General features: G+C 26.8%; 18 protein-coding genes. 15 read left to right on the forward strand and 3 right to left on the reverse strand.

Annotated features, from left to right (window positions below; all coding sequences use genetic code 11):
• The first annotated feature begins 98 nt into the window (after positions 1 to 98).
• Positions 99 to 1466, forward strand: a complete 1368-nt coding sequence (locus tag BUA48_RS06290; protein ID WP_242944312.1) for an MATE family efflux transporter — start codon at positions 99 to 101, stop codon at positions 1464 to 1466.
• A gap of 94 nt (positions 1467 to 1560) precedes the next feature.
• The gene (locus BUA48_RS06295; RefSeq protein ID WP_072831192.1) at positions 1561 to 2016 is read left to right on the forward strand and encodes a MarR family winged helix-turn-helix transcriptional regulator; all 456 of its coding nucleotides are present in this window, start codon (positions 1561 to 1563) and stop codon (positions 2014 to 2016) included.
• A gap of 298 nt (positions 2017 to 2314) precedes the next feature.
• Here BUA48_RS06295 and BUA48_RS06300 read toward each other — a convergent pair whose 3' ends face one another.
• From BUA48_RS06300 to BUA48_RS06310, 3 genes are read right to left on the reverse strand one after another with little or no spacing between them, the layout of a single operon-like run.
• Positions 2315 to 2938, reverse strand: a complete 624-nt coding sequence (locus BUA48_RS06300; RefSeq protein ID WP_072831193.1) for an ABC-2 transporter permease — start codon at positions 2936 to 2938, stop codon at positions 2315 to 2317.
• Position 2939: 1 nt separating this feature from the next.
• Positions 2940 to 3794: an ABC transporter ATP-binding protein gene (locus BUA48_RS06305; RefSeq protein ID WP_072831194.1), complete on the reverse strand. Its 855-nt coding sequence runs from the start codon at positions 3792 to 3794 to the stop codon at positions 2940 to 2942.
• A 2-nt stretch (positions 3795 to 3796) separates the two neighbouring features.
• A complete protein-coding gene (locus tag BUA48_RS06310) occupies positions 3797 to 4171 on the reverse strand; it encodes a GntR family transcriptional regulator (RefSeq protein WP_072831195.1) in 375 nt (124 codons plus the stop codon).
• 325 nt (positions 4172 to 4496) lie between these two features.
• On the opposite strand from BUA48_RS06310, the gene cas6 reads away from it, so the two are divergent.
• The 13 genes from cas6 to BUA48_RS06375 form a co-directional block, all read left to right on the forward strand.
• Complete coding sequence (gene cas6 / locus BUA48_RS06315) at positions 4497 to 5240, forward strand: CRISPR-associated endoribonuclease Cas6 (RefSeq protein ID WP_242944308.1); 744 nt, start codon at positions 4497 to 4499, stop codon at positions 5238 to 5240.
• A 5-nt stretch (positions 5241 to 5245) separates the two neighbouring features.
• Positions 5246 to 6667 carry a hypothetical protein gene (locus BUA48_RS06320; RefSeq protein ID WP_072831197.1) on the forward strand — a complete coding sequence of 474 codons (1422 nt, stop codon included), beginning with the start codon at positions 5246 to 5248 and terminating at the stop codon, positions 6665 to 6667.
• An 11-nt stretch (positions 6668 to 6678) separates the two neighbouring features.
• Positions 6679 to 7686, forward strand: a complete 1008-nt coding sequence (locus BUA48_RS06325) for a DevR family CRISPR-associated autoregulator (protein ID WP_072831198.1) — start codon at positions 6679 to 6681, stop codon at positions 7684 to 7686.
• A 16-nt stretch (positions 7687 to 7702) separates the two neighbouring features.
• Positions 7703 to 8527: a CRISPR-associated protein Cas5 gene (gene cas5 / locus BUA48_RS06330; protein ID WP_072831199.1), complete on the forward strand. Its 825-nt coding sequence runs from the start codon at positions 7703 to 7705 to the stop codon at positions 8525 to 8527.
• A gap of 20 nt (positions 8528 to 8547) precedes the next feature.
• Positions 8548 to 10626 carry a CRISPR-associated endonuclease Cas3'' gene (locus BUA48_RS06335; protein WP_178138953.1) on the forward strand — a complete coding sequence of 693 codons (2079 nt, stop codon included), beginning with the start codon at positions 8548 to 8550 and terminating at the stop codon, positions 10624 to 10626.
• A gap of 236 nt (positions 10627 to 10862) precedes the next feature.
• Entirely contained in the window at positions 10863 to 12791 is a 1929-nt protein-coding gene (locus BUA48_RS06340) for an RNA polymerase sigma factor (RefSeq protein ID WP_072831201.1), read from the forward strand.
• 319 nt (positions 12792 to 13110) lie between these two features.
• On the forward strand, positions 13111 to 13806 hold the full coding sequence (pnuC, locus tag BUA48_RS06345) for a nicotinamide riboside transporter PnuC (protein WP_072831202.1): 696 nt from the start codon (positions 13111 to 13113) through the stop codon (positions 13804 to 13806).
• 240 nt (positions 13807 to 14046) lie between these two features.
• Positions 14047 to 14949 (forward strand): NAD(P)-dependent oxidoreductase, encoded by a 903-nt coding sequence (locus BUA48_RS06350; RefSeq protein ID WP_072831203.1) that lies wholly within the window; start codon positions 14047 to 14049, stop codon positions 14947 to 14949.
• 136 nt (positions 14950 to 15085) lie between these two features.
• Entirely contained in the window at positions 15086 to 15781 is a 696-nt protein-coding gene (locus BUA48_RS06355) for a DUF3846 domain-containing protein (protein WP_072831204.1), read from the forward strand.
• Between the two features lie 279 nt (positions 15782 to 16060).
• Entirely contained in the window at positions 16061 to 16459 is a 399-nt protein-coding gene (locus tag BUA48_RS06360; protein WP_072831205.1) for a GtrA family protein, read from the forward strand.
• Between the two features lie 53 nt (positions 16460 to 16512).
• Positions 16513 to 17991 (forward strand): ArnT family glycosyltransferase, encoded by a 1479-nt coding sequence (locus BUA48_RS06365; RefSeq protein ID WP_072831206.1) that lies wholly within the window; start codon positions 16513 to 16515, stop codon positions 17989 to 17991.
• Positions 17992 to 18033: 42 nt separating this feature from the next.
• On the forward strand, positions 18034 to 18978 hold the full coding sequence (locus BUA48_RS06370; protein WP_072831207.1) for a glycosyltransferase family 2 protein: 945 nt from the start codon (positions 18034 to 18036) through the stop codon (positions 18976 to 18978).
• An 817-nt stretch (positions 18979 to 19795) separates the two neighbouring features.
• Positions 19796 to 20529: glucosaminidase domain-containing protein (locus tag BUA48_RS06375; RefSeq protein WP_242944309.1), on the forward strand; the 734-nt coding region annotated here is incomplete at its 3' end.

Below are 20529 nucleotides of genomic sequence, written 5' to 3' on the forward strand. Positions count from 1 at the left end.
TTTTTTATATAATACTCTTCGTTGCTTTTGCAACAATTTTAATTATGGAGGGGATGTCATTGGCGGCAGTAAGTAAAGATCAAGAAGAATTAGGGACGATGAGCATAGGTAAATTACTTGTGAAATTTTCTATTCCAGCTATTATAGGTATGGTAGTTAACATGCTATATAATGTAGTTGATAGAATGTACATAGGCAATATACCTGATATTGGCGGACTTGCTATTACAGGAGTAGGTATAACTATGCCAGTAACATCTATAATAACGGGAATAGGTATGTTAGTTGGGATAGGTACATCAGCAAGCATTTCAATAGTTCTTGGACAAAAAAGAAAGGATTTAGCTAGTAAGTATTTAGGCAATGGTTTTATATGTATAATAATTGCTAGTATATTAGTAGCTATATTTGGAAATATATTTGCACATTCTATTCTAGCTTTCTTCGGTGGAAGTGAGCAAACAATTCCTTTTGCTTTGGCGTATATTAGACCTTTAATGATAGGTACTATATGTAATTTATGTGCCTTTGGGTTAAACCATTCAATAAACTCAGATGGAAGTCCTCAAGTTGCTATGTTTACTATGATAATAGGAGCTATAATCAATATAGTGCTAGATCCTATTTTTATATTTGTATTTAAATTAGGAATTAAAGGTGCTGCTTATGCTACTGTAATTTCTCAATTTATAGCAGGTTGTTGGGTAATTTACTATTTTACAAAGGGTAAGAAATCAATTATAAAACTTCAAAGTTCAAACTTCAAATTAGATTCAAGTATAGTAAAAAAGATTTTAATGATAGGATCAGCACCATTTTGTATGCAAGTAGCTGGAAGTGCTGTACAGGTTGTAGCTAATAAAGCTTTAATGACTCATGGAGGAGATTTAGCTATAGGGGCTATGGCTGTTATTACTTCAGTATGTTCAATATTTATCATGCCTATTTTTGGATTGAATCAAGGAGCACAACCTATTATAGGGTATAATTATGGTGCGAAAAAATATGACAGAGTAAAAAAGACATATATATATGGTTTATTATCATGTACTGTAATATTATTGTTGAGTTCTGTATTTATTCAATTATTTCCGCAAAAAGCAATAGGTATGTTTAATAATGATTCTGAGCTTACTAGAATTGCTGTAGAAGGTATAAGGGTGTATTTATTTGCACTACCTCTTATAGGTATTCAAATGACGGCATCTAATTATTATCAAGCAATAGGAAAACCTAAAAAATCTATGATAATAGGATTATCAAGACAGGTTCTAATACTAATACCTGCATTTATAATATTACCTATGATTTATGAATTAAAGGGTGTATGGTTAGCAGGACCAGTAGCAGACACTATAGCTGTAATAATATCAGGTATTATTATTTTTTTAGAGATTAAGGCTTTAGGGAAAGACGAAAGTAAAAAAGGAATTGAAGAAGAAAGCGTTGTTGAAGAAGTTATTTAGGGTATAATAGAGAGAAGGATTTAAATAATAAGGGTTTTCTTGGAGAAAATTTATATTAGGCACAATACATTATATAAGGAATTGGAGGACTTCAATGAAGCTGTATGATAATGAGTCTATAGGTAGGTATATTTCTCACTTTTATAGAATGGGTAATAGCTTTTTATGTAAAAAATATAAGGAGTATGATATTGGAGCGGGACAATATCAATTTTTAATACAACTATATCTAAAAGATGGATTAAGTCATGATGAATTAACGGAGAAAATGTCTGTTGATAAGGCTACAACTACAAGAGCTATAATGAAACTTGAAGAATCAGGATATGTAAAAAGGGTACTAAATGAAAATGATAAACGAAAGTATCATATATATCTAACTAAGAAAGCTATAGATAAAAAGGAAGAGATTTTAAATGTTTCAGCCCTTTGGGAAGAGAGATTAACAGGGCCTTTAGATAAGGAAGAACATCAATATTTAATGGGTATTCTAAGAAAGATTGCTAAAAATAATCCAGGATATTTATTTGAAGAGTATGAAGAGAAATAAAGTAAATGTCTAATTAAATAACTTCATTTATTATGTATACTGTATTAAAAAAATCCACTATATTTATAGGGTTACGGAGAATAGTGAAATATGGGTTCAGATTTGGAAGCAAAATAGTAACATTGAACAATCTCTGTTAAGAAAAAACTTATAAGTATTAAAACCATGCATATTTGAATTACTAAGATGAGAACTTTATAATAGTTACCCTACGACTAATTCATGTGCATGGTTTTATATAAGCTATTTTTATTAATTTTACATAAAGCAGTATAAATTTCGATGTATAAATTAACAATTAAATTTCCTTTGAATTAAGAATCTTTAAAGAGATAAAGTAAGATATAATAATAAAGGAAATTGTTATTAGTGGAAGTAAGTTTACAAAGGTAGTAAAAAACCATTGAAACTTTGTTATAATATTACTTTTATAAAGAAAAGCAATTCCGAAACATGGAAGAATAAATATTAGCATCATAAAAAGTCTTGCTTTTTCTGCACCATACTTAAATACAAAGGGAAGTACAACACTTACCATGAGGAATACTATACACCCAGTTAAGCCTACAGCACCTAAGGATTCTTGCAAAGATGGAATCTTATCTAAAATATAAAAAATAAAAGTAACACAAGTAGAAAGTAATACTCCTATTAAAGTAAAAACACAAGCGCTGATATATTTACTTAATACTATTTGGCTACGTGGGATAGGTAAAGCAAGTTCGTAGCTTTGCCATTTTGCCAAATCGTCATAAGAAAAAGTTGTTATTACTAATGTTCCAAATAAAACAGTTATTGTACCAATTAGTATAGAAGTCTCACCGCTTGGTAGTTGTATTAATGTCATAAATAATAAAACTAAAATTAAAGTTTTAGAAGTTTTAGCAAGTAATAAGAAATCTTTTTTTATAAGCCCAAACATATTATTCACCCCTTACAAAAAACATCATTATATCTTCTATATTTGCAGTATCTAACATAAGCTCAGGATATTTTAGAGCTATCCTCTTTTTATCACAACATAAGGCTTGAAATCCAAATGAGTTTTTTTCGATACTTACAAAGTCAGCTTTATCTAGAGACTCTAAATGTTTTTTACTTCCTTTAAGTATTCCATAATTATATATTAAATCATCTTTACATTGACTAAATACAACTTTCCCATCATTAATTAAGGTAATGTAATCAGCTATTTTTTCTAAGTCACTTGTTATATGAGAAGATAGTAAAATTGAATGTTCACCATCCTCTATAAATTCTAAAAATACATCTAAGATTTCATTTCGTACAATAGGGTCTAATCCACTTGTAGCTTCATCTAATATTAATAATTTTGGATTGTGAGATAATGCTACTGCTATAGATAGTTTCATTTTCATACCACGAGAGAAATCTTTTATAGTTTTATCAATAGGTAATTTAAACTTTTTTAAATAAGAATAAAAAAGTTTTTCATCCCAATTTTTATAAATAGATTTCATTATAGAATCTATATTTTTAGTTTTTAGGGTATCGTGAAAATTACTTTCATCAAAGACGACACCAATTTCCTCTTTTATTCTTTGCTCCTTTTCAATAATATCCTCACCGAAAATTTTTACGGAACCAGAGTTTCTTTTTAGTAAGTTTAATAGTAGCTTAATAGTAGTACTTTTTCCAGCTCCATTGGCTCCTATAAGCCCCATTATGGAACCCTTTGGAACTGAAAAACTAACATTATCTAGTTTAAAGTCCTTATAGTTTTTGCAAAGGTCTTTAACTTCTATAACATTTTCCATATTTATTCCCCCTCATATAGCAAAATAAGCATTTCTTGTAATTCTTCTAAAGTAATAGAGCTTTTAAGAGCTACATCTACAGCTTCTTGTAGATGCTCCTCAGCTATTTTTATATGTTCCTCTCGGATAAACTCTAAGTTTCTTTGAGCTACAAAACTTCCTTTCCCTGTTACAGTTTCAATAAATCCATCACGCTCCAAGTCTTCATAGGCACGTTTTGTTGTTATAACACTGATTCTTAATTCTTTAGCAAGAGCACGCATTGAAGGTAACATTTCACCTTCTTTTAATTCTCCGCTTATAATTAAGTTTTTTATTTGAGTTGTTATTTGCTCATAAATTGGTTTACCAGAGGAGTTACTTATGATTACATCCATAATAACCTCCTGTATATTCAGTGCATATTGTATATACTATATATATACAATATCATCTTAACATGAAGTTGTAAAGAAAAAATAAAAAATTTTTATAGGAAAACATAAAATAAAAATTTCAACATTTTTTAACAATAAATATTAAAATAAATACTTAACAAGAGGAAATACTTCTTAAGGATAGATGAGTTTTTTATATTGAATAATGTATGTATATATAGATTTAAAAATATAGGAAACTTATGATAAAGTAATATTAAATGTAGAAAATTCTGAAAATAATACGTTGAAGAAAATGTAAATTATAGAGTATAATTAAAGAGGGGTGTATAAAATAGCGAGAATAGCAATTTTTATGAAAAGTATAAATAATAGAATGCCAAAAGAAAAAAATATGTTGGCAGTATCACTTATAAAAGAGATTTTAAATAAGGTAAGTGAGGATTTTACTAAGGAAACTTTTTTTTACACAGAGAGTAGAAGTAATAAAAAAATAAAAGATATAAATTCATCTATATATATTTCAAATTTTGTAGACAGTGACGAGGATTTAATTGTTAAGGGTGATATTATCTTAAATATAAGTTTTTATAATGATTCTATGTATTATTACTTATACAATGGAGCTTTAAAGTTAAAAAGTTTTAACTTTAAAGGATATGAATTTGAAATTAATAGTATAAGTATAAATAAGGAAAAGTTTATAAAAAGTAATGAGGTTGTATTTAAAACCATGTCTCCTATTGTTATCAAAAATAAAAAAGGAATATATTTAGATTGCAATTCAAAAGAGTATATAGAATCTTTAAACTATATAGCAGACTTAACTTTAAAGACTATAAGAGGATATGGTTTGCAGGAAAAATTAGAATTCATGCCACTCAATTTTAAGAAAAAGGTTTTAAAAGAAAAAATAAGAGATTTTAAAGAAAGAGAATATTACTATATAAATGCACACACAGGAACCTTTTCTTTAAAGGGAAATATTGAGGATTTAAATGCTTTATATAAAACAGGCATAGGGTATAGAAGAACTCAAAATTCAGGCATGGTAGAGGTGTTGAGATAAGAAGTATGAATATTACTTATAAGGTTAAATTTTATCTTTCAGGGGATATAGTTAGGGACATTGGAATAATTTATTTCTCAGAAATCCTTAATTGTATGGATATAAATTATGAACTTAATAAAAATTATTTAGAGTTTGATTATGTAGAACCTAGCTTAATAGCAGATTATATATTGAATAACTTAATATTTGAAGTTTTTAAAGTTGGGAAGAGAGAAAAGTTAAAAGATAAGTTAGGGGATTTATATGATCTTAGTATAGAAAACTTTGAGAAGTATATAGATAACTCTAATATAAGTATAAAAGAAAAATATGACTTGATGAAGGAATTTAATAATAGGAGATTTCCATATATTAGGAATAGTTCTAAGTTTGGTTTAAATACTACACTGGAAAATATGGAGAAAAATCTTAGAGAACTAGTTAATATAGTTTTTAAATCTAATATAGGGGTAAAAAAAATAGATTTAAATAAATTTAAAGAAAAAGATATTATTTGTAATGTATGTAATATAAATAAAATAACAGAGCTGGATATTACATTAAATAAAAAAATAGATTCCAAATTGACCTTTCTATTTAGGGGAACTGAAAAGTCAGGCTTCAGAAATAATGGACATGATGAGGGAAATATTTGTTTTGAGTGTGAATTTCTTAATTTAATGTGCTTACTTTATATAAATTTAGAAAAGCCTAATACCTTAGCATATGTAAATAATTTAAGAGAACTTTGGTTTGTAAACTATAAGCTAATGCTACAGAGAAAGATATATTCAGATAAGGCTTTTTACTCTAAATTGTTACACGAAAAAGTTAGTGCTTTAAGGATTTACGATTTTTATATTGATACTAATAAAGGGGTAATACTTAAATTTAATTCCATAGTTGACTATAAGAAGTTAATAAAGAAAATAGAATTTATGGATATCATTGATAATTATAATTTTACGAGAGATGCTATGAAAATTATAGAAATAGGTAAGAATATGGTTAATAATGATTCAATTGAAGCTTTTAGAGAGTTACTTTTAGATAACTTAATTAATATTAAGTCAGAAGGTGCTTCAAGAGAGATAGATAATAAAAGTTCTTTATACAACCTTATGTCATATATGAAATTCTTATGGATCATAAATGATAAGGGGGAAAATCAAATGAATCGCTTTAAAGAAGAAAATTATATATATTCAAGAGCTGGCAAAGAGCTATCCTGTAAAATGGATGACCCTGGCAAGAGAAACTTTGTTTTTAGGGTTATTCAGTCTTTGAAATCTAATGACAAGAATAATTTATTTCAAACAATAATGCATACCTTAGCTTCCTATGAAGTGCATATAGAAAGTGGCTTTGTAGAGGGTATAATGCAGCAAGGTGAACTTGAACTAAATACTAATGTAGGCCTTTTTGTACAAGAACTTATGCAATAGGGGGAAGTGTAATGAGCAGTAGAGTAAAGTGTATAACTCTTACCATATTGACTGAAAGTCCTGTACCTTTATCCTATGATCAAGGCTATGGTAATTATACACCTATAAAAAAGGAACAATACAAAAACAAGATACATGCTAAGACAAGTGTATCAACCTTCACATATGATTTGAGAAGGATGTTACATCAAAATTATGGTTGGACTTTAAGCAATATTGTATTAAACAAGAATTCTAAAGGTGAAGTTACTAATTTGTATGCTCATAGTAAGAGTATAGAAAGTGTAGATGAATATGGACTTGAAAGTGATGTATTTGGATATTTTGTTCCAGCTAAGGGTAAGGGATCACTTACAAAGGTATCACCTTTAAGGGTTATTCCATTTAGATCACTAAATCCTTATAAAAATACAACTCAGTTAATCACTAATAAAGGCTTTTTAGAAAATGAATTTAAAAGAAGTTATTATGATAATAGTGGTAAGGAAATTTTAAGGGACTCTAAGTTTCCTATGACTCAAGCTTTAGCCGTAGAGGAAGTTATGGCGGATTATTACGTTTATACAGTAACTTTAGAATTGGATAGAATAGGAGTAATAGAAGTTCAAGATGGAAAATTATTATTACCAGAAGAAAGGAAATATATGAATAAAAAGATAAGAGAAAAGGCAGTACGAGATATCTTAGATGCCTTAACTATATTTACAAGAAATATAAAGCATTCTTCAGTTTTATTAAAACCCTTAATTGTTATAGGTGGAGCTTTTGATAAGGTAGTTCCTTTTTTCTGGGATGATATTATCTATAATAATGAAGATAATAGTATAGATTTAACTGCAGCTGTTGATACAATAGAAAGTTATGATTTAGAAAAAGAAGATGTAATTTTTGCTGTAGATAAAAGAGTAAATATTTTTGGAGAATACAATTATAAAATAGATGATTATCCTATAAGAAAGATAAAAGAGTTAGGAAGTAGACTTGAAATAAAAGAAGATAATATGTGGTACTTAACATAATAGGGAGAGAATCTAGATGAGAAAGGCATTGAGATTTAAAATAAAGCAACCTTCAGCCCATTATAGAGATCCAAAGGTTTTTCAAAATGACTATATAAGTACCTTGAATTTACCTACAAGGACAAGTATCTTAGGTATGATCACGTATCTTTGTGATAAAAGATTGAGCAGTGATCTAGATGGGAAGTCTAGTATAAATATAGGGGTAATAGGAACTTATAGGAATAAATCTGTAGAATTTTCTAGAGGGGAAAAAATGGATTTTTGGGATAACTACAGAAAATTAAAAGGTTCCAAGGAAAGAGAAAAATTTTTAAAGTATGGTGAATACTATGATTTTTATAAAAATTATAAAGCTGAAAATAGCATCTTAAATTATGAAGTTTTAAGGGAGGTTGAGCTTAGTATATTTTTCTCCTGCGATGATGAGGAAGAGTATCTATTAGTTAAAAGAAGTCTAGAGAACCCAGGAAAGTATATGAATTTAGGTAGAAAAGAAGACTTTGTAGTACCCTATACTAAGGGTGACTTTGTAGAAGAGGTGGAGTTGCTAGAGACCTTTAGTGCTTCTACAAGAGATGCTGTTAAAAATAGACTTAAGCTAAAGAATAGTTACATTAAAGTGGATTTAAAAGAACATGAGAAGTATGAAGAAATACTAAACAGTGGGACATTAATAGCATTGCCAAGAAAATATAAGGATATAAAGGATATAAAGGAAAATAGGACAATAGAGTTTTGTCATTATATTTATATTGGTGAAGAAGGAATATATCCTAAAAATCTTAAGGTCAATGTATATGATAATGGAGAAAGTAAAGAAGTTTTTACATGGCTTTAAATAAAATTTTGAGGGGTAACATGGAAATAAAGAATTTAAGTAATGAAAGTTTACTTCATCACATGAAATATGTTCTTAGTGTATTGGAAGATTTATATGATGATTTGAAATATACAGAGGAAGATAAGTTAATTATGAAAATTTGTTGTCTTTGTCATGATTTGGGCAAAATTAACTCTAAGACTCAAAATGGAGTTCATAATTTAGAAAATCTAAATAGAAATTGTGATGAAGATGTTATAAGACATAATGTTTTATCAGGAACTTATTTAAAAATGATTTTAGAGAAAATGGATTTAAGTTATACTGAAATAGAGTATATATATAAAGTATTAATGCTGCATCATGGAAAGTATGAGGACTACGTAGAAATTAGCACTACTAAGGTTCAGGAATATATATATAATTTTATAGAGCTCGGTATTTTTAATGAGGGTAAATATAATTTAAGTAGCATAGAAGAGTATATAAGTTATATTTTGAAAATAGACTTTAGCTTTGAGGCTGAAAAACTAGATTATGACTATATGGAGAACTTAAAAGAGGGATTTAGTTTAAGAAATTTAAAGGAATATGATTATGATATAGATAAGTCTATGGAAGATAGACGCTTAAAGTATATCTTATACAAGGGGTTACTTAATTTAATAGATGATTATAGTAATGCTAAGTATATGAAGTTGGAATTATATGAAGAAGTAGCAGTACCTATAAAAAGAGGAGAAAAAAGATTTGTAATTATACCTAATAAGGTTTCTGCAGAGGGACTTTATAGTTATTATATCTTAAATAATACAAGCAAGATAGGTTTGTTGCAAGGTGATACCAACATTAGTGTAGCTGAGGAGTTATATTCTTGTACTGATTTTAAAGTATCTTTAAGGAATATGAATATTAGCGAAAATTTAATGAGAAATTATATTATATCAACTGTGGATCAATTACTGCTAATTATGTTTAAAACACAGGGATATGAAGAAATATTGGTGGCTATAGAAGGGACTAATATAGAAATTGATTATGCAAATTTATTAGAGCCTAAAATATTTAACTTACTTATTTACTTTATGCAATTTTCAGTTGAATATTTAAGGGTAAACTTTAATATTAGATCTGCAATATTGCCAGAAAGTTATAAAGAAAGGTTGTTAGACTTGAAATTATCCTTAGGAGAAAAGGAAAAATTTATACAGGTACACGAAGAATATATAGAAAAAACTGAATTTTCAAAAGAAAGTGAAGTTAAAGTTCTATATAATAAGGAGTTTTGGAAAGTTTTAAGAGAGAATTTAAAAGATAATAAAAGAACCTTAATAATAAAAAATAGTATAGAGGATATAAATAAACTTTATGGTGAGTTAAAAAAGAGTTATCCCTATGCAGATATAAGAATACTACATGGAAGATTTAAACTTGAAGATAAAAAAAGTAAATATGAAGAACTTATAAATTCACAGGGAGATATATGGATATGCACTCAATCCTTTGAAGTTAAATCAGAGTTTGAGGATGTTATAAGTGATTTTTGTTCCATAGAGGATATGGTTTATAGGTTTAATAGAGTTAAAAAAAATAACTTTCAAGTTTTTTATATTTTTCAAGATAAGGAAAAGAAATATGATAAAAAGTTAGAACTTATAAGTAAGAATATATTAAAAAGGTTTATTAAAAACAATAATCTGTTATTTTTGGAAAGAGAGTTATTACAACTTTTTTACAGCAATGAAGATACGGTTAAATATATAAAAGATGAGTTTAATATGGGGGATAGGGATATTAAAAGCACCTATGGCATAAATCTTTATGAGTTTACAGGTAAAGATTTATTGCTAAGATTTGATCCATATAAAAATATAGTAAGCAATAGCAAACAACGAGCTAAGGTATTTAAGGGAATTAATATTAGCTATAAAATTGTACTTGAAGAGGATTATAAAAGAAACTTTAGTTTTTTAGAAAGTAAAAGTATTCAATTGTCTAAGGAAGTTTATAATAAGATGAAGTATTTAGGTCTTATTATAACTAAGGAAGGATATTGTTTATTGAAAAAATCATCTAAATATAGATATAGCATGGATCAAGGTTTAATTTTAGTATAAAATAATTTTTGATTAACAATAAGGGCTTTAAATTATTTATTACAATTATCAATATGTATTTAAACAATTTTTGATTAACAATGAGGGAATTTAAAACTTAACTATTTTAATTATAAAACTTAAAATACATTTAACTTATTAAAGTTAAAATGTAGGTGTATAGTTTGTAGCTTTATAAAGAGAGATTAGAAGCTAAAAGACAAAGGCATATAAGAGTTAGGAGAATGATACATAGTATGAATGAACTGAAACTGATAAAATCTATAAGAAATAAGCAGATTTCTTCTTATAGGACATTAATAGATATGTATATTAAAGATGTACAAGCTATTGTTATATCTTTATGTAATGGATATCTATGTAAAGAGGAAATGGAATCAATATGTTATAAGACCTTTGAAAATATATGGAATAGTAAAGAAAAATTAGTTTTGAATGGAAAATTAAGGTCATATATATTTAAGATAGTAAGAGAAGAAGTGCTAAAAAAGCGGAAAAGTAAGTTGTATAATAAGTGCATAGAAAATGAAATCGCTGAAAAAATAGAGTTTAAAAAAGAAAATTATGATATTAAATTAATAGATGATGATTTTGAGGACTATTTAGAAGAGCTAGGTCATATAGATAAGGAAATTTTAATAAGAAGGTATTTTTATTATCAAAGTGAAGAAGAGATAAGTAAAATCTTAAAATGTCACATAGATGAGATAAATGAAAGTATATTTAGGAGTGAAAGTATATTTATAAGTTTTTTTAATAATAAAGAAAGAGCAAATGAGATTAAATTAGAGAATCTAATTAGTAATATTAGTATTAAGAATTTAGATGATATAGAATTTTATATGAATGATGTAGAATTAGATGAGAAAAAAATAAGGATTAAAGCTTTAGAAGTAACTAAAGAAGTAGAGGAAGAAATAAAAAAAAGAGAGAATCACAGAAAATTAAAGAATTTTTATGAAAGAAATATAAGTGTAGAAAATATTAAAAAAGAAGAAAAGAAAATTAGAAACAAGCACAGTATAGTGTCTATATTTATTATAATTTTGATAATTAAGATAGTTACTTTCAACTATTCTGAACCAGAAGTTTCAGAATATATGTATCCTAGTAAGATTGATAAAAAAATGGAAAATTCAAATAAGTATGTTTATAGTAAACAGGGTATAAACCTCTCAGTAGAAAGTATAGATCTTGAAGAAAAGCAAGGATTTATAAGGTTTAATTTAACAAAGGAAGATGGAGGTTTTTTTGAGGAAAATACTAAGTTAAAAGAAGTAAAAACTAACTCTAACAATACAAAATGCGAAGTTAAGTCTGAATTAGTAGAAAACAATAAAAAGATAGTTTGTTCCGTTAAATTAGACAAAGAAGAAGCTATAATGGAAGATGAAATAAATATAACAGCATATAATTTAATAAAAGAAATAGAAGATAAAAAAGAGCTAGACATAGATTTATATAATGTATATAGCAATAAGTATATAAATAATAATAGAGAAAATAATTTAGGAATTGATGTAAATAGTGTAAAGTATATAAATAATGATTTATATATACAAGCAAAAAATAATCTTAGTATGTCTTCTGTAGAGAAGTATATGGGGATAGAATATTTGATAAATAGTAATACAGAAAACAAAATGTACCCAAAGGAAAAAGTTGAAGTTATTAACAAGCAAGGTTTAGTTGAAAGTGTGCAATATATATTTGATATAAATTCCATAGAAGAATTAAAGTATTTAAAACCAGTAGTCAATTATATTAAAGAAGAGACTGTTTTAAATGAAGAATGGGTTGTAAATATAGATTTAAATAGAGGTAAGGACTCCACTATGATAGAGGTCCAGGAAAATATAAATTATGAAAACCAAGAAAGTTTAATCATGAAAATTAAAGTAGAAGAGATTAATATAGCATTGGAAAGAGTTAGACTTAAAGGCGCTTATTTTGAGAATATATCCTTAGGGAAGCTCCTAGAAGCAGGTAATGAAAATCCTTACTTAATATATAAAAATGGTGAAAAGCTTAATTTAAATAGAACTAATACAGAATATAATAAATGTGGTGAGTTTATTTATGACTTTACAAGTAAAGAGGATATAGATGCTAAAAATGTTAAAAGGGTTGTTATTGGGGAAATGAATATTAATATAAATTATTAAAATAAATACAAAAGCAAAATAATATCTAAAGCAAAACAAGCTATGTAATTAACTTTAAAGTTAATTACATAGCTTGCTTTTTATTTTATAGAAAATATTTAAAGTTCTACAGTGCTAAAAAAGTCGTAAATAATAAATAAATTGTTTTTTATTACATAATATATTATAATATGTATAAAAAGAATTTAATTAAAGTAAAATTTATGTAAAATAAATATACATAAAATAACTAAAGAAATAAAAATAGTTAATTAAACGGTTTAATTACAAAGTAAGAGTGTTTATAATTATTATATGATTGGAGGTAATTAATGTTAAAATGATTAAATGTCTAAAAAAATGGACAACCTATGATGTTAGCTTGCTTTTTATAAGTGTAGCTATTATGCTTTACTTTGGTGTTTTATGGAATGATTCTATGCTTTCCTTTATAACAGCAATAGCTGGAGTTATAGCAGCTATTTTATGTGCAAAGGGAATGGCAAGTAACTATGGATTTAAACTCCTAAGTATTATTATATATGTTTTGATATCCTATAATCATCAACTTTATGGAGAAGTAATATTTAATGTAGTATATTATATACCCATGATTTTTATTGGAATGGCAAAGTGGAAAAAGAATAAGATTAAGGGTAATAACAGTTATGTACAAACTAGAATTATGAGAAGCAGGCAATTTAACATGCTTATATTGCTTTCTATGGTTGCAGTTATTATTTCTTATTTAATCTTAATTGAAATGGGAGATAAATTGGCACTTTTAGACTCCATAACCACTATACTATCACTTATTGCTATGTATTTAGAAGTAGAGAGATATGCAGAAAGTTGGATTATATGGATTATTGTTGACTTAACTTCTATAATGTTATGGTATGCAGCTTTAGTTTCTATAAAAAGTAACAATATAGTAATCTTAATAATGTGGTGTTCGTATCTTGTTAACTCAATATATGGATATATTAACTGGAAAAAACTTGCGAGGAAAAGAGGGTTAGTTAAAATTAGATAAATTAAGTTTATAAACTATTAAGTGATAAATGATAATATTATATTAATAGAAAATAGGGTGGGTAAAATAAATATTTCAAAGGGCTATATAGTAAATTTTAATTAATTACTTAAAAAATTATGAGAATATAATTAATTAAAATTTGCTATATATTTTTTTATACAGAAAATTTGTTATAATAGAGAAGGTTAAGTGTTAAACTTAGGAAAAAGAAAGAAGTTTGTGAAGGGGAGAAGTTACATGTTTAAGAAAATCGTAGTAGTAGATAATACGGGGATAGATTCAATTGCTAGAGAAAAATTAAGTCAATTGGGAGAAGTTGTTGAGTTTTATGATGATTATCCAAAGGAGAATAGTGAAATTATTAGAAGAATTGGCGATGCAGATTGTCTGCTAGTTTCATATTTAACATTAATTCAAAAGGAAGTTATAGAAGCTTGTGAAAATCTTAAGTATATAGGAATGTGCTGTAGCTTATTCGATGAAAAAAGTGCTAATGTAGATGTAATTTGTGCTAAAGAAAGAGGGATACAGGTTTTAGGGGTTAAGGATTATGGTGATGAAGGTGTAGTAGAATATATAATAAGTGAACTTATAAGACTATTACATGGTTTTGGAGAGCATAGATGGCAAGATAAACCTAATGAGTTAACTAATCAAAAGATAGGTGTAATAGGTTTAGGTACAACTGGTATGATGACTGCTGAAACTTTAAAATTCTTAGGTGCAGATATGTATTACTATAGTAGAACACCTAAAGTAGAAGCAGAAGAGAAGGGTATAAAATATTTACCATTTGAAGAGTTTTTACAAACAGTGGATATAGTAACTACTAATCTACCTAAAAATACAATAGTATTGAATGAAAAAGAATTTGAAATTTTAGGTAACAATAAAATTTTAGTTAATATTGCTATAGGACCAACATTCTCAGTTCCAGCACTTAAAAAATGGTTAGAAAATAAAAATAACTATTATTTATGTGATGCTGTAGGTATGGGAGATTATGCAGAAGAGTTAAGCTCTTTAGAAAATGTTATTTACATTAATAAGGTAGCAGCTGCTTCAGTTGAATGTACTAAGAGATTATCAAGAAAAGTTATAGAAAATATTGAAGATGTATTAAAGACTTTAAGCAAATAGTTAAATAAAAGGCTACAAGGATCAATTTCTTTGTAGCTTTTTTGTTAAAAAATATAAAAACTACAATTAATCACATAGGTGTATAGTACAATAGATGAGTATAGAAATATAGTTTAGATATGGAGGGATTGCTTCAATGAGAGTATTAGTTTTAAAGCCAAAAGAGAAGTTGCAACTTTTAGATATAGATAATAACTTAGGAACTATGGAGAAAATTTTAGGCGGACTGACAATTCAATATGTAGAAATAGGCAATAAAATAGGCGTTATTCACAACTATAGTAGAGATTTGAAGAAAAATATAGAAATACCAGGAGGCTTTCTAAATGGAAAGAGTAAGACCTTTTCAGGAACAATAGTTTTTGCATCTATATATAATGATGGTAAAAACATAGAAGGATTAGATGAAAAACAAATAGAATATATAAATATGATTATAAAGAATTCATACATCTATGAAGAAGAGAATTATGTGAATGGTAAGGAAGTATTTTATGACAATATAAAGAAGAGTATAGAAGATATTTATATGAGAGAAGATTTAAAAGCTAAAAGTGTAGAAATGTATTTATATGATAAGTTTTCTCTTGCAATAAATGATGTTCCACATATGGTTTTAATAGGAGATTTATTAAAAGGAACTTTAAAAGTTGGAGATGAGGTAACTATAGTTTCTAAAAATAAGGTTTTTAAATCAATTTTATTGGGTATTGAGAAAAATAGGGAGTTACATGAATCTATAGAATCATGTGAAGATATAGGTCTTATATTTAAGGGAAAAGAAGAAGAATTTGAATTTTTTAAGGAAAGTGGATATTTATTTGTGATATAAATATTTGTAGATTAGCCATGAAATAAAGCTATAGATTTAAGACTGTATTTTTAAGTTTTAAGTTTATAGTTTTTTTGTTGAAAAAAATAAAAAGATAAGGAATCATGGTTTGAAAATAAGTTAAATATAATAGATACTGAGAAATATTGAAAAAAATAGACTTTTATGATAAAGTATATAATAATGTGGTTTAAAATATAAATTTTTGAAAATAAGAAAAGTTGTAAAAAATAACAAAACTAAGGCTGATCTAAAGTCCATTTAGTACAGGAGAACACCATGAAAAGCTTATACATAAAATATGAAAAAATTATCAAATACTTAATATTTGGAGTATTAACAACAGCTGTTAATATAGGTATATACTTTTTACTAGTTAATTTATTTAAAATTAATTATTTAATAGGTAATACTGTAGCGTGGATAGCGTCAGTAATATTTGCTTATATAACTAATAAGATTTATGTCTTCAAGTCAAGGACTATAAGTTTTTGGGAATCTTTAAGGGAGTGTAGTTCATTTATTGCATGTAGAATTTTTTCAGGCGCAATTGATATGTTAACTATGTATATAATGATTGAGTTAGTATCAGTTCAAAGTATATTAGCAAAATTCATATCAAATGTTATAGTTATACTTCTAAATTACATATTAAGTAAATTAATCATATTTAAATAATAAAGTATAGATTTAAGTTTAAGTATTTATATAATTAAGATTTGGAGGAATATATGTCAAAAAAAACAGATGAAAATAGAGTTAATATATATGAAGGTATTATATCGCTTATAGAAAGGTACAGTTTAATAATTAGTTTGATTATATTATTAGTAATAACATATATATGTTTTAAAAATTTAGGTGTGTTTCCTGTTCAAGATTGGGATGAAGCAAGACATGGAGTAAGTGCATACGAAATGTTGAAAAATAATGAATATATAATAAATACCTATAATTACACTCAAGATTATTGGAATCTAAAACCGCCATTAAGCTTCTGGGCTATAATAGCTTCATTCAAGATTTTTGGTACATCAGTCTTTTCAATGAGATTCTACTCGGCTATTTCCATGATTATAACTAGTATTATTAGTGCAAGATTTATATATAAAAAATATGGGAAATTAGAGTCTATAATATCACTAATTAGTTTTTCAGCATGTTTACCATTATATATGAATCATATGGGTAGACATGGGGATGCAGACTCATTGTTTTTATTATTATTTACAATAGCTATGTTGTGTATGATGAGTATAAAAGAAAATAAAAGAAATCTTTATTTTTGTGGATTAGCCTTTGCATTAGCTTTTTTAACTAAGAGTTGGCATGCCTTTTCCATAGTAGCCATTGGTGGATTATATTTATTATTTACTTGTGAAATAAAAAAAATATCCTTAAAGCAGTGGGTAATTTTTGCGAGTTCGTTTATTATGCCTATTGCTATATGGATTGCTTTAAGAATAGGTAAGGATGGTTTTAAGTTTTTAATTGAGATGGTGAGGTATGATTTGTTAGCTAGAAGTAATATTGCTTTAGAGGGACATACTGGTGATGTGTGGACTTATCTAGAGTTCATTTTTAGTGAAAGTAGAATGCTGGTTATTTTGATGTGCTCAATAATTCTATTAGGTATAGGATATTATAGCGATAAAATTATGTTAAGGAAAAATCATTTGATAGGTTTCGGATTATGGATAATAGTTCCATTTGCTATCTTCACTAAGGCATCTACAAAACTGGGGTGGTATATTATACCATTATATATTCCTATGATAATAGTTAGCTCTATAATTTTTGGAAGGCTATTAAAGGATAAAAAGGTGATAAAAAGTATTAAAATTATTGTATTTGTTACCTTGATAGCTACTCAATTAGTTTATATAAAGGATATTGTAAATTTTGTAAATACACCGAGCTCTGACTCTGTACAAAAGTTCATTGAGAAAAGTGCTTATTATGTAGAAGAAGTTAAAGGTAAAAGAGCTTATATAGATATAAGTGGAGATGAGTGGAGTCAAAGTAGGTTGTTTCTGGCGGAGATTATAGGGGATTTTAAGTGCGAAAATGGAGGGGTAGGAGGATTTATTAAAAATAAAGAATCAGCAGTTTTAATTGCAAAAAAAGAATTATATTATGATAATCAGAAGTTCATGATGGATACGAGAGTTTTATTTGAGGATGATGAGTATGTTTTTGTTACTAAATAGGTGTTGATTATGCACTAGTAATTATGGGAAGAGGGATGTTTTATGAAAACTATATATTTTGTTATACCTTGCTATAATGAGGAAGAGGTTTTGAAGGAAACAGCTAAAAGATTAGAAGAAAAAATGGAATCTTTAATGGAGAATAAAAAGATTAGTGAGAACAGTAGAATTGTATTTATAGATGATGGAAGTAAGGATAGTACATGGAGCATAATAGAGGAACTGAATAAATTAGATGAAAAATTTTCAGGTATTAAGCTTTCAAGAAATAGAGGGCATCAGAATGCATTGCTAGCAGGATTGATGACTGTAAAAGAAAAGTGTGATGCAGCTATTTCATTAGATGCAGACTTACAAGATGACATAAACGTAGTGGATAAGTTCATTGATAGGTTTATTGATGGGTGTGAAATAGTTTATGGAGTGAGAAGCGATAGGAAAATGGATACTATTTTTAAAAGAACTACTGCACAGGGTTTTTATAGGGTTATGAAAGTTCTGGGAGTAGATATAGTTTATAATCATGCAGATTATAGATTGATGAGTAAGAGAAGTCTTGATGAACTAGAAAATTTTAAGGAAGTAAATTTATTTTTAAGGGGCATAGTGCCCTTGATAGGTTTTAAATCTGATATTGTTTTATATGAGAGGAATGAAAGGTATGCAGGAGAATCGAAATATCCTTTGAAAAAAATGTTGTTATTTGCTTTTGAAGGTATAACATCATTTAGTGTAAAACCTATAAGAATTGTCTTGGGAGTAGGGATAGTTATGTTTTTATCAAGTTTAGTTGCATTAATTTACTCATTAGTTGTATGGATTTTAGGTAAAACAGTTCATGGATGGACTACATTAGTTTCATCTGTATGGATGCTTGGAGGTCTTCAATTATTAGGTATGGGAATAATAGGTGAATATATTGGTAAAATATACATGGAAAGTAAAGGAAGACCTAAGTTTATTGTTGAAAAATTCATTAATAAATAAAAGGCAGTATTATTTATAATACTGCCTTTTATTTATATATACAAAGATCCTCGGTTATATATGGTTTAAGTTAGAAATATGTTATTTTAGTATGAATATTTATTTTGCTTAATATGGTCAACTATTATTAATTAGGAATATAAATATATGTATTAGTTAAGCATTATTTGATTTAAAATACAGTAAATTGTCAAAAATAATAAATTATTATAGACATATCCTCTTTAAGTAAGATAAAATATTACATATAGTATTAATAAATAATGCAAATAAATTATCATATTAAAGCATAAGTATAAAAAGTAGAATATATTCATATTTCGTGAAGTAAAAAACATATTTATTATATTAAAGCATAGAGAAAATTAAAGATTTATTGCTGATTTATATAATATATGGCGAAAGGTATATATTTCTAAATTATGTCTTTAAAAACAATTTTAATATAGGGGGTGAAATATGTTAAGCTATATGCACTAAGATGTTTATTTGTAGTTTATTAAGCTAAAAGTTATTTTAAGTTTTGCAATAATTAAAAAAATATATTTTATTGCTAAGTCTACGATTAAAAAAGAATTTTATTAACTTTATACTGCTAAAATATCAAAGATAGCACTTGTTAATATTGTTGGATATTCTTCCTTTTGTAAAAGAAAAAAATATACAAGCTTTTAAAGAATTTAACTTATATTAAATCCTTAAAAGTATAAGGAGAGAAACTTTAGAATTATAGACTAATTTAAGCTTATAATTTTTAAGAGTAATTAAGATATGATAACTTCTTAATTATACTCAAGTAAATATAGGGGGAAGAAGTGTGAAAAAAAGCAATAGAATAATAAGCCTAATCCTAACCTTAATATTTCTAAGTACAATTATACCAACGAAAATTGTACAAGCTTCAACAGACTTTGATATATTAAGTGAACCAACAGCAACTGTTGAGCAAATGAAAGAATGGGCTAGGAAAAAAGGTGCCAAAGAATTTTTTATAGAGTTAGCAGATATATATATGGAAGCTTACAAGAAGCATGGTGGAGTAAATCCAGTTGTAGCATATGCACAATCTGCTAAGGAGACGGGTTATGGTAAATTTGGTGGTGTATTGGATGAGTCTTATAAGAATCCTTGCGGATTAAAAACTAATTCTGGTGGGGATGATAAGGATCCAAATGCACATCATAGATTTAATAGTTGGGAAGAAGGTATATCAGCACATTTAGATCATTTAGCTCTTTATGCTGGGGCAGATTCTTACCCAAGAAAAGATACTACAGATCCAAGGCATAGCGCAAGTTTACTAGGAAAAGCTAACAAAGTTAGTGGCTTAGAAGGACTATGGGCAACTGCACAAGGATATGCAAGTCAACTTAATGCTATGATTGTTGAAGTAAATAATACTTCTATACCAAAAAAGCCATCAATGATGAGAGTTGATAACCCAACAGGTGAAGTCGAAGGAAACGTTGAAGTATATGGATGGGCTTTAAATGATGCAGGAATCAAAGAAGTTAAAATATACTTAGACGACAAATATTTAGGTAGTGCAAA

Source organism: Clostridium collagenovorans DSM 3089 (assembly GCF_900130005.1).
In the GTDB taxonomy this organism is placed as follows: domain Bacteria; phylum Bacillota; class Clostridia; order Clostridiales; family Clostridiaceae; genus Clostridium_D; species Clostridium_D collagenovorans.

Bases quoted from the DNA above. Each gene is read 5' to 3' on its own strand.
- BUA48_RS06310 (WP_072831195.1), bottom strand. From the start codon at position 4,171: ATGGATGTAATCATAAGTAACTCCTCTGGTAAACCAATTTATGAGCAA.
- BUA48_RS06350 (WP_072831203.1), top strand. From the start codon at position 14,047: ATGTTTAAGAAAATCGTAGTAGTAGATAATACGGGGATAGATTCAATT.
- BUA48_RS06320 (WP_072831197.1), top strand. From the start codon at position 5,246: ATGAATATTACTTATAAGGTTAAATTTTATCTTTCAGGGGATATAGTT.
- BUA48_RS06360 (WP_072831205.1), top strand. From the start codon at position 16,061: ATGAAAAGCTTATACATAAAATATGAAAAAATTATCAAATACTTAATA.
- BUA48_RS06300 (WP_072831193.1), bottom strand. From the start codon at position 2,938: ATGTTTGGGCTTATAAAAAAAGATTTCTTATTACTTGCTAAAACTTCT.
- BUA48_RS06335 (WP_178138953.1), top strand. From the start codon at position 8,548: ATGGAAATAAAGAATTTAAGTAATGAAAGTTTACTTCATCACATGAAA.
- BUA48_RS06365 (WP_072831206.1), top strand. From the start codon at position 16,513: ATGTCAAAAAAAACAGATGAAAATAGAGTTAATATATATGAAGGTATT.
- BUA48_RS06295 (WP_072831192.1), top strand. From the start codon at position 1,561: ATGAAGCTGTATGATAATGAGTCTATAGGTAGGTATATTTCTCACTTT.
- cas5 (WP_072831199.1), top strand. From the start codon at position 7,703: ATGAGAAAGGCATTGAGATTTAAAATAAAGCAACCTTCAGCCCATTAT.
- BUA48_RS06325 (WP_072831198.1), top strand. From the start codon at position 6,679: ATGAGCAGTAGAGTAAAGTGTATAACTCTTACCATATTGACTGAAAGT.
- BUA48_RS06305 (WP_072831194.1), bottom strand. From the start codon at position 3,794: ATGGAAAATGTTATAGAAGTTAAAGACCTTTGCAAAAACTATAAGGAC.
- BUA48_RS06355 (WP_072831204.1), top strand. From the start codon at position 15,086: ATGAGAGTATTAGTTTTAAAGCCAAAAGAGAAGTTGCAACTTTTAGAT.
- pnuC (WP_072831202.1), top strand. From the start codon at position 13,111: ATGATTAAATGTCTAAAAAAATGGACAACCTATGATGTTAGCTTGCTT.
- BUA48_RS06290 (WP_242944312.1), top strand. From the start codon at position 99: ATGAGCATAGGTAAATTACTTGTGAAATTTTCTATTCCAGCTATTATA.
- BUA48_RS06370 (WP_072831207.1), top strand. From the start codon at position 18,034: ATGAAAACTATATATTTTGTTATACCTTGCTATAATGAGGAAGAGGTT.
- BUA48_RS06340 (WP_072831201.1), top strand. From the start codon at position 10,863: ATGAATGAACTGAAACTGATAAAATCTATAAGAAATAAGCAGATTTCT.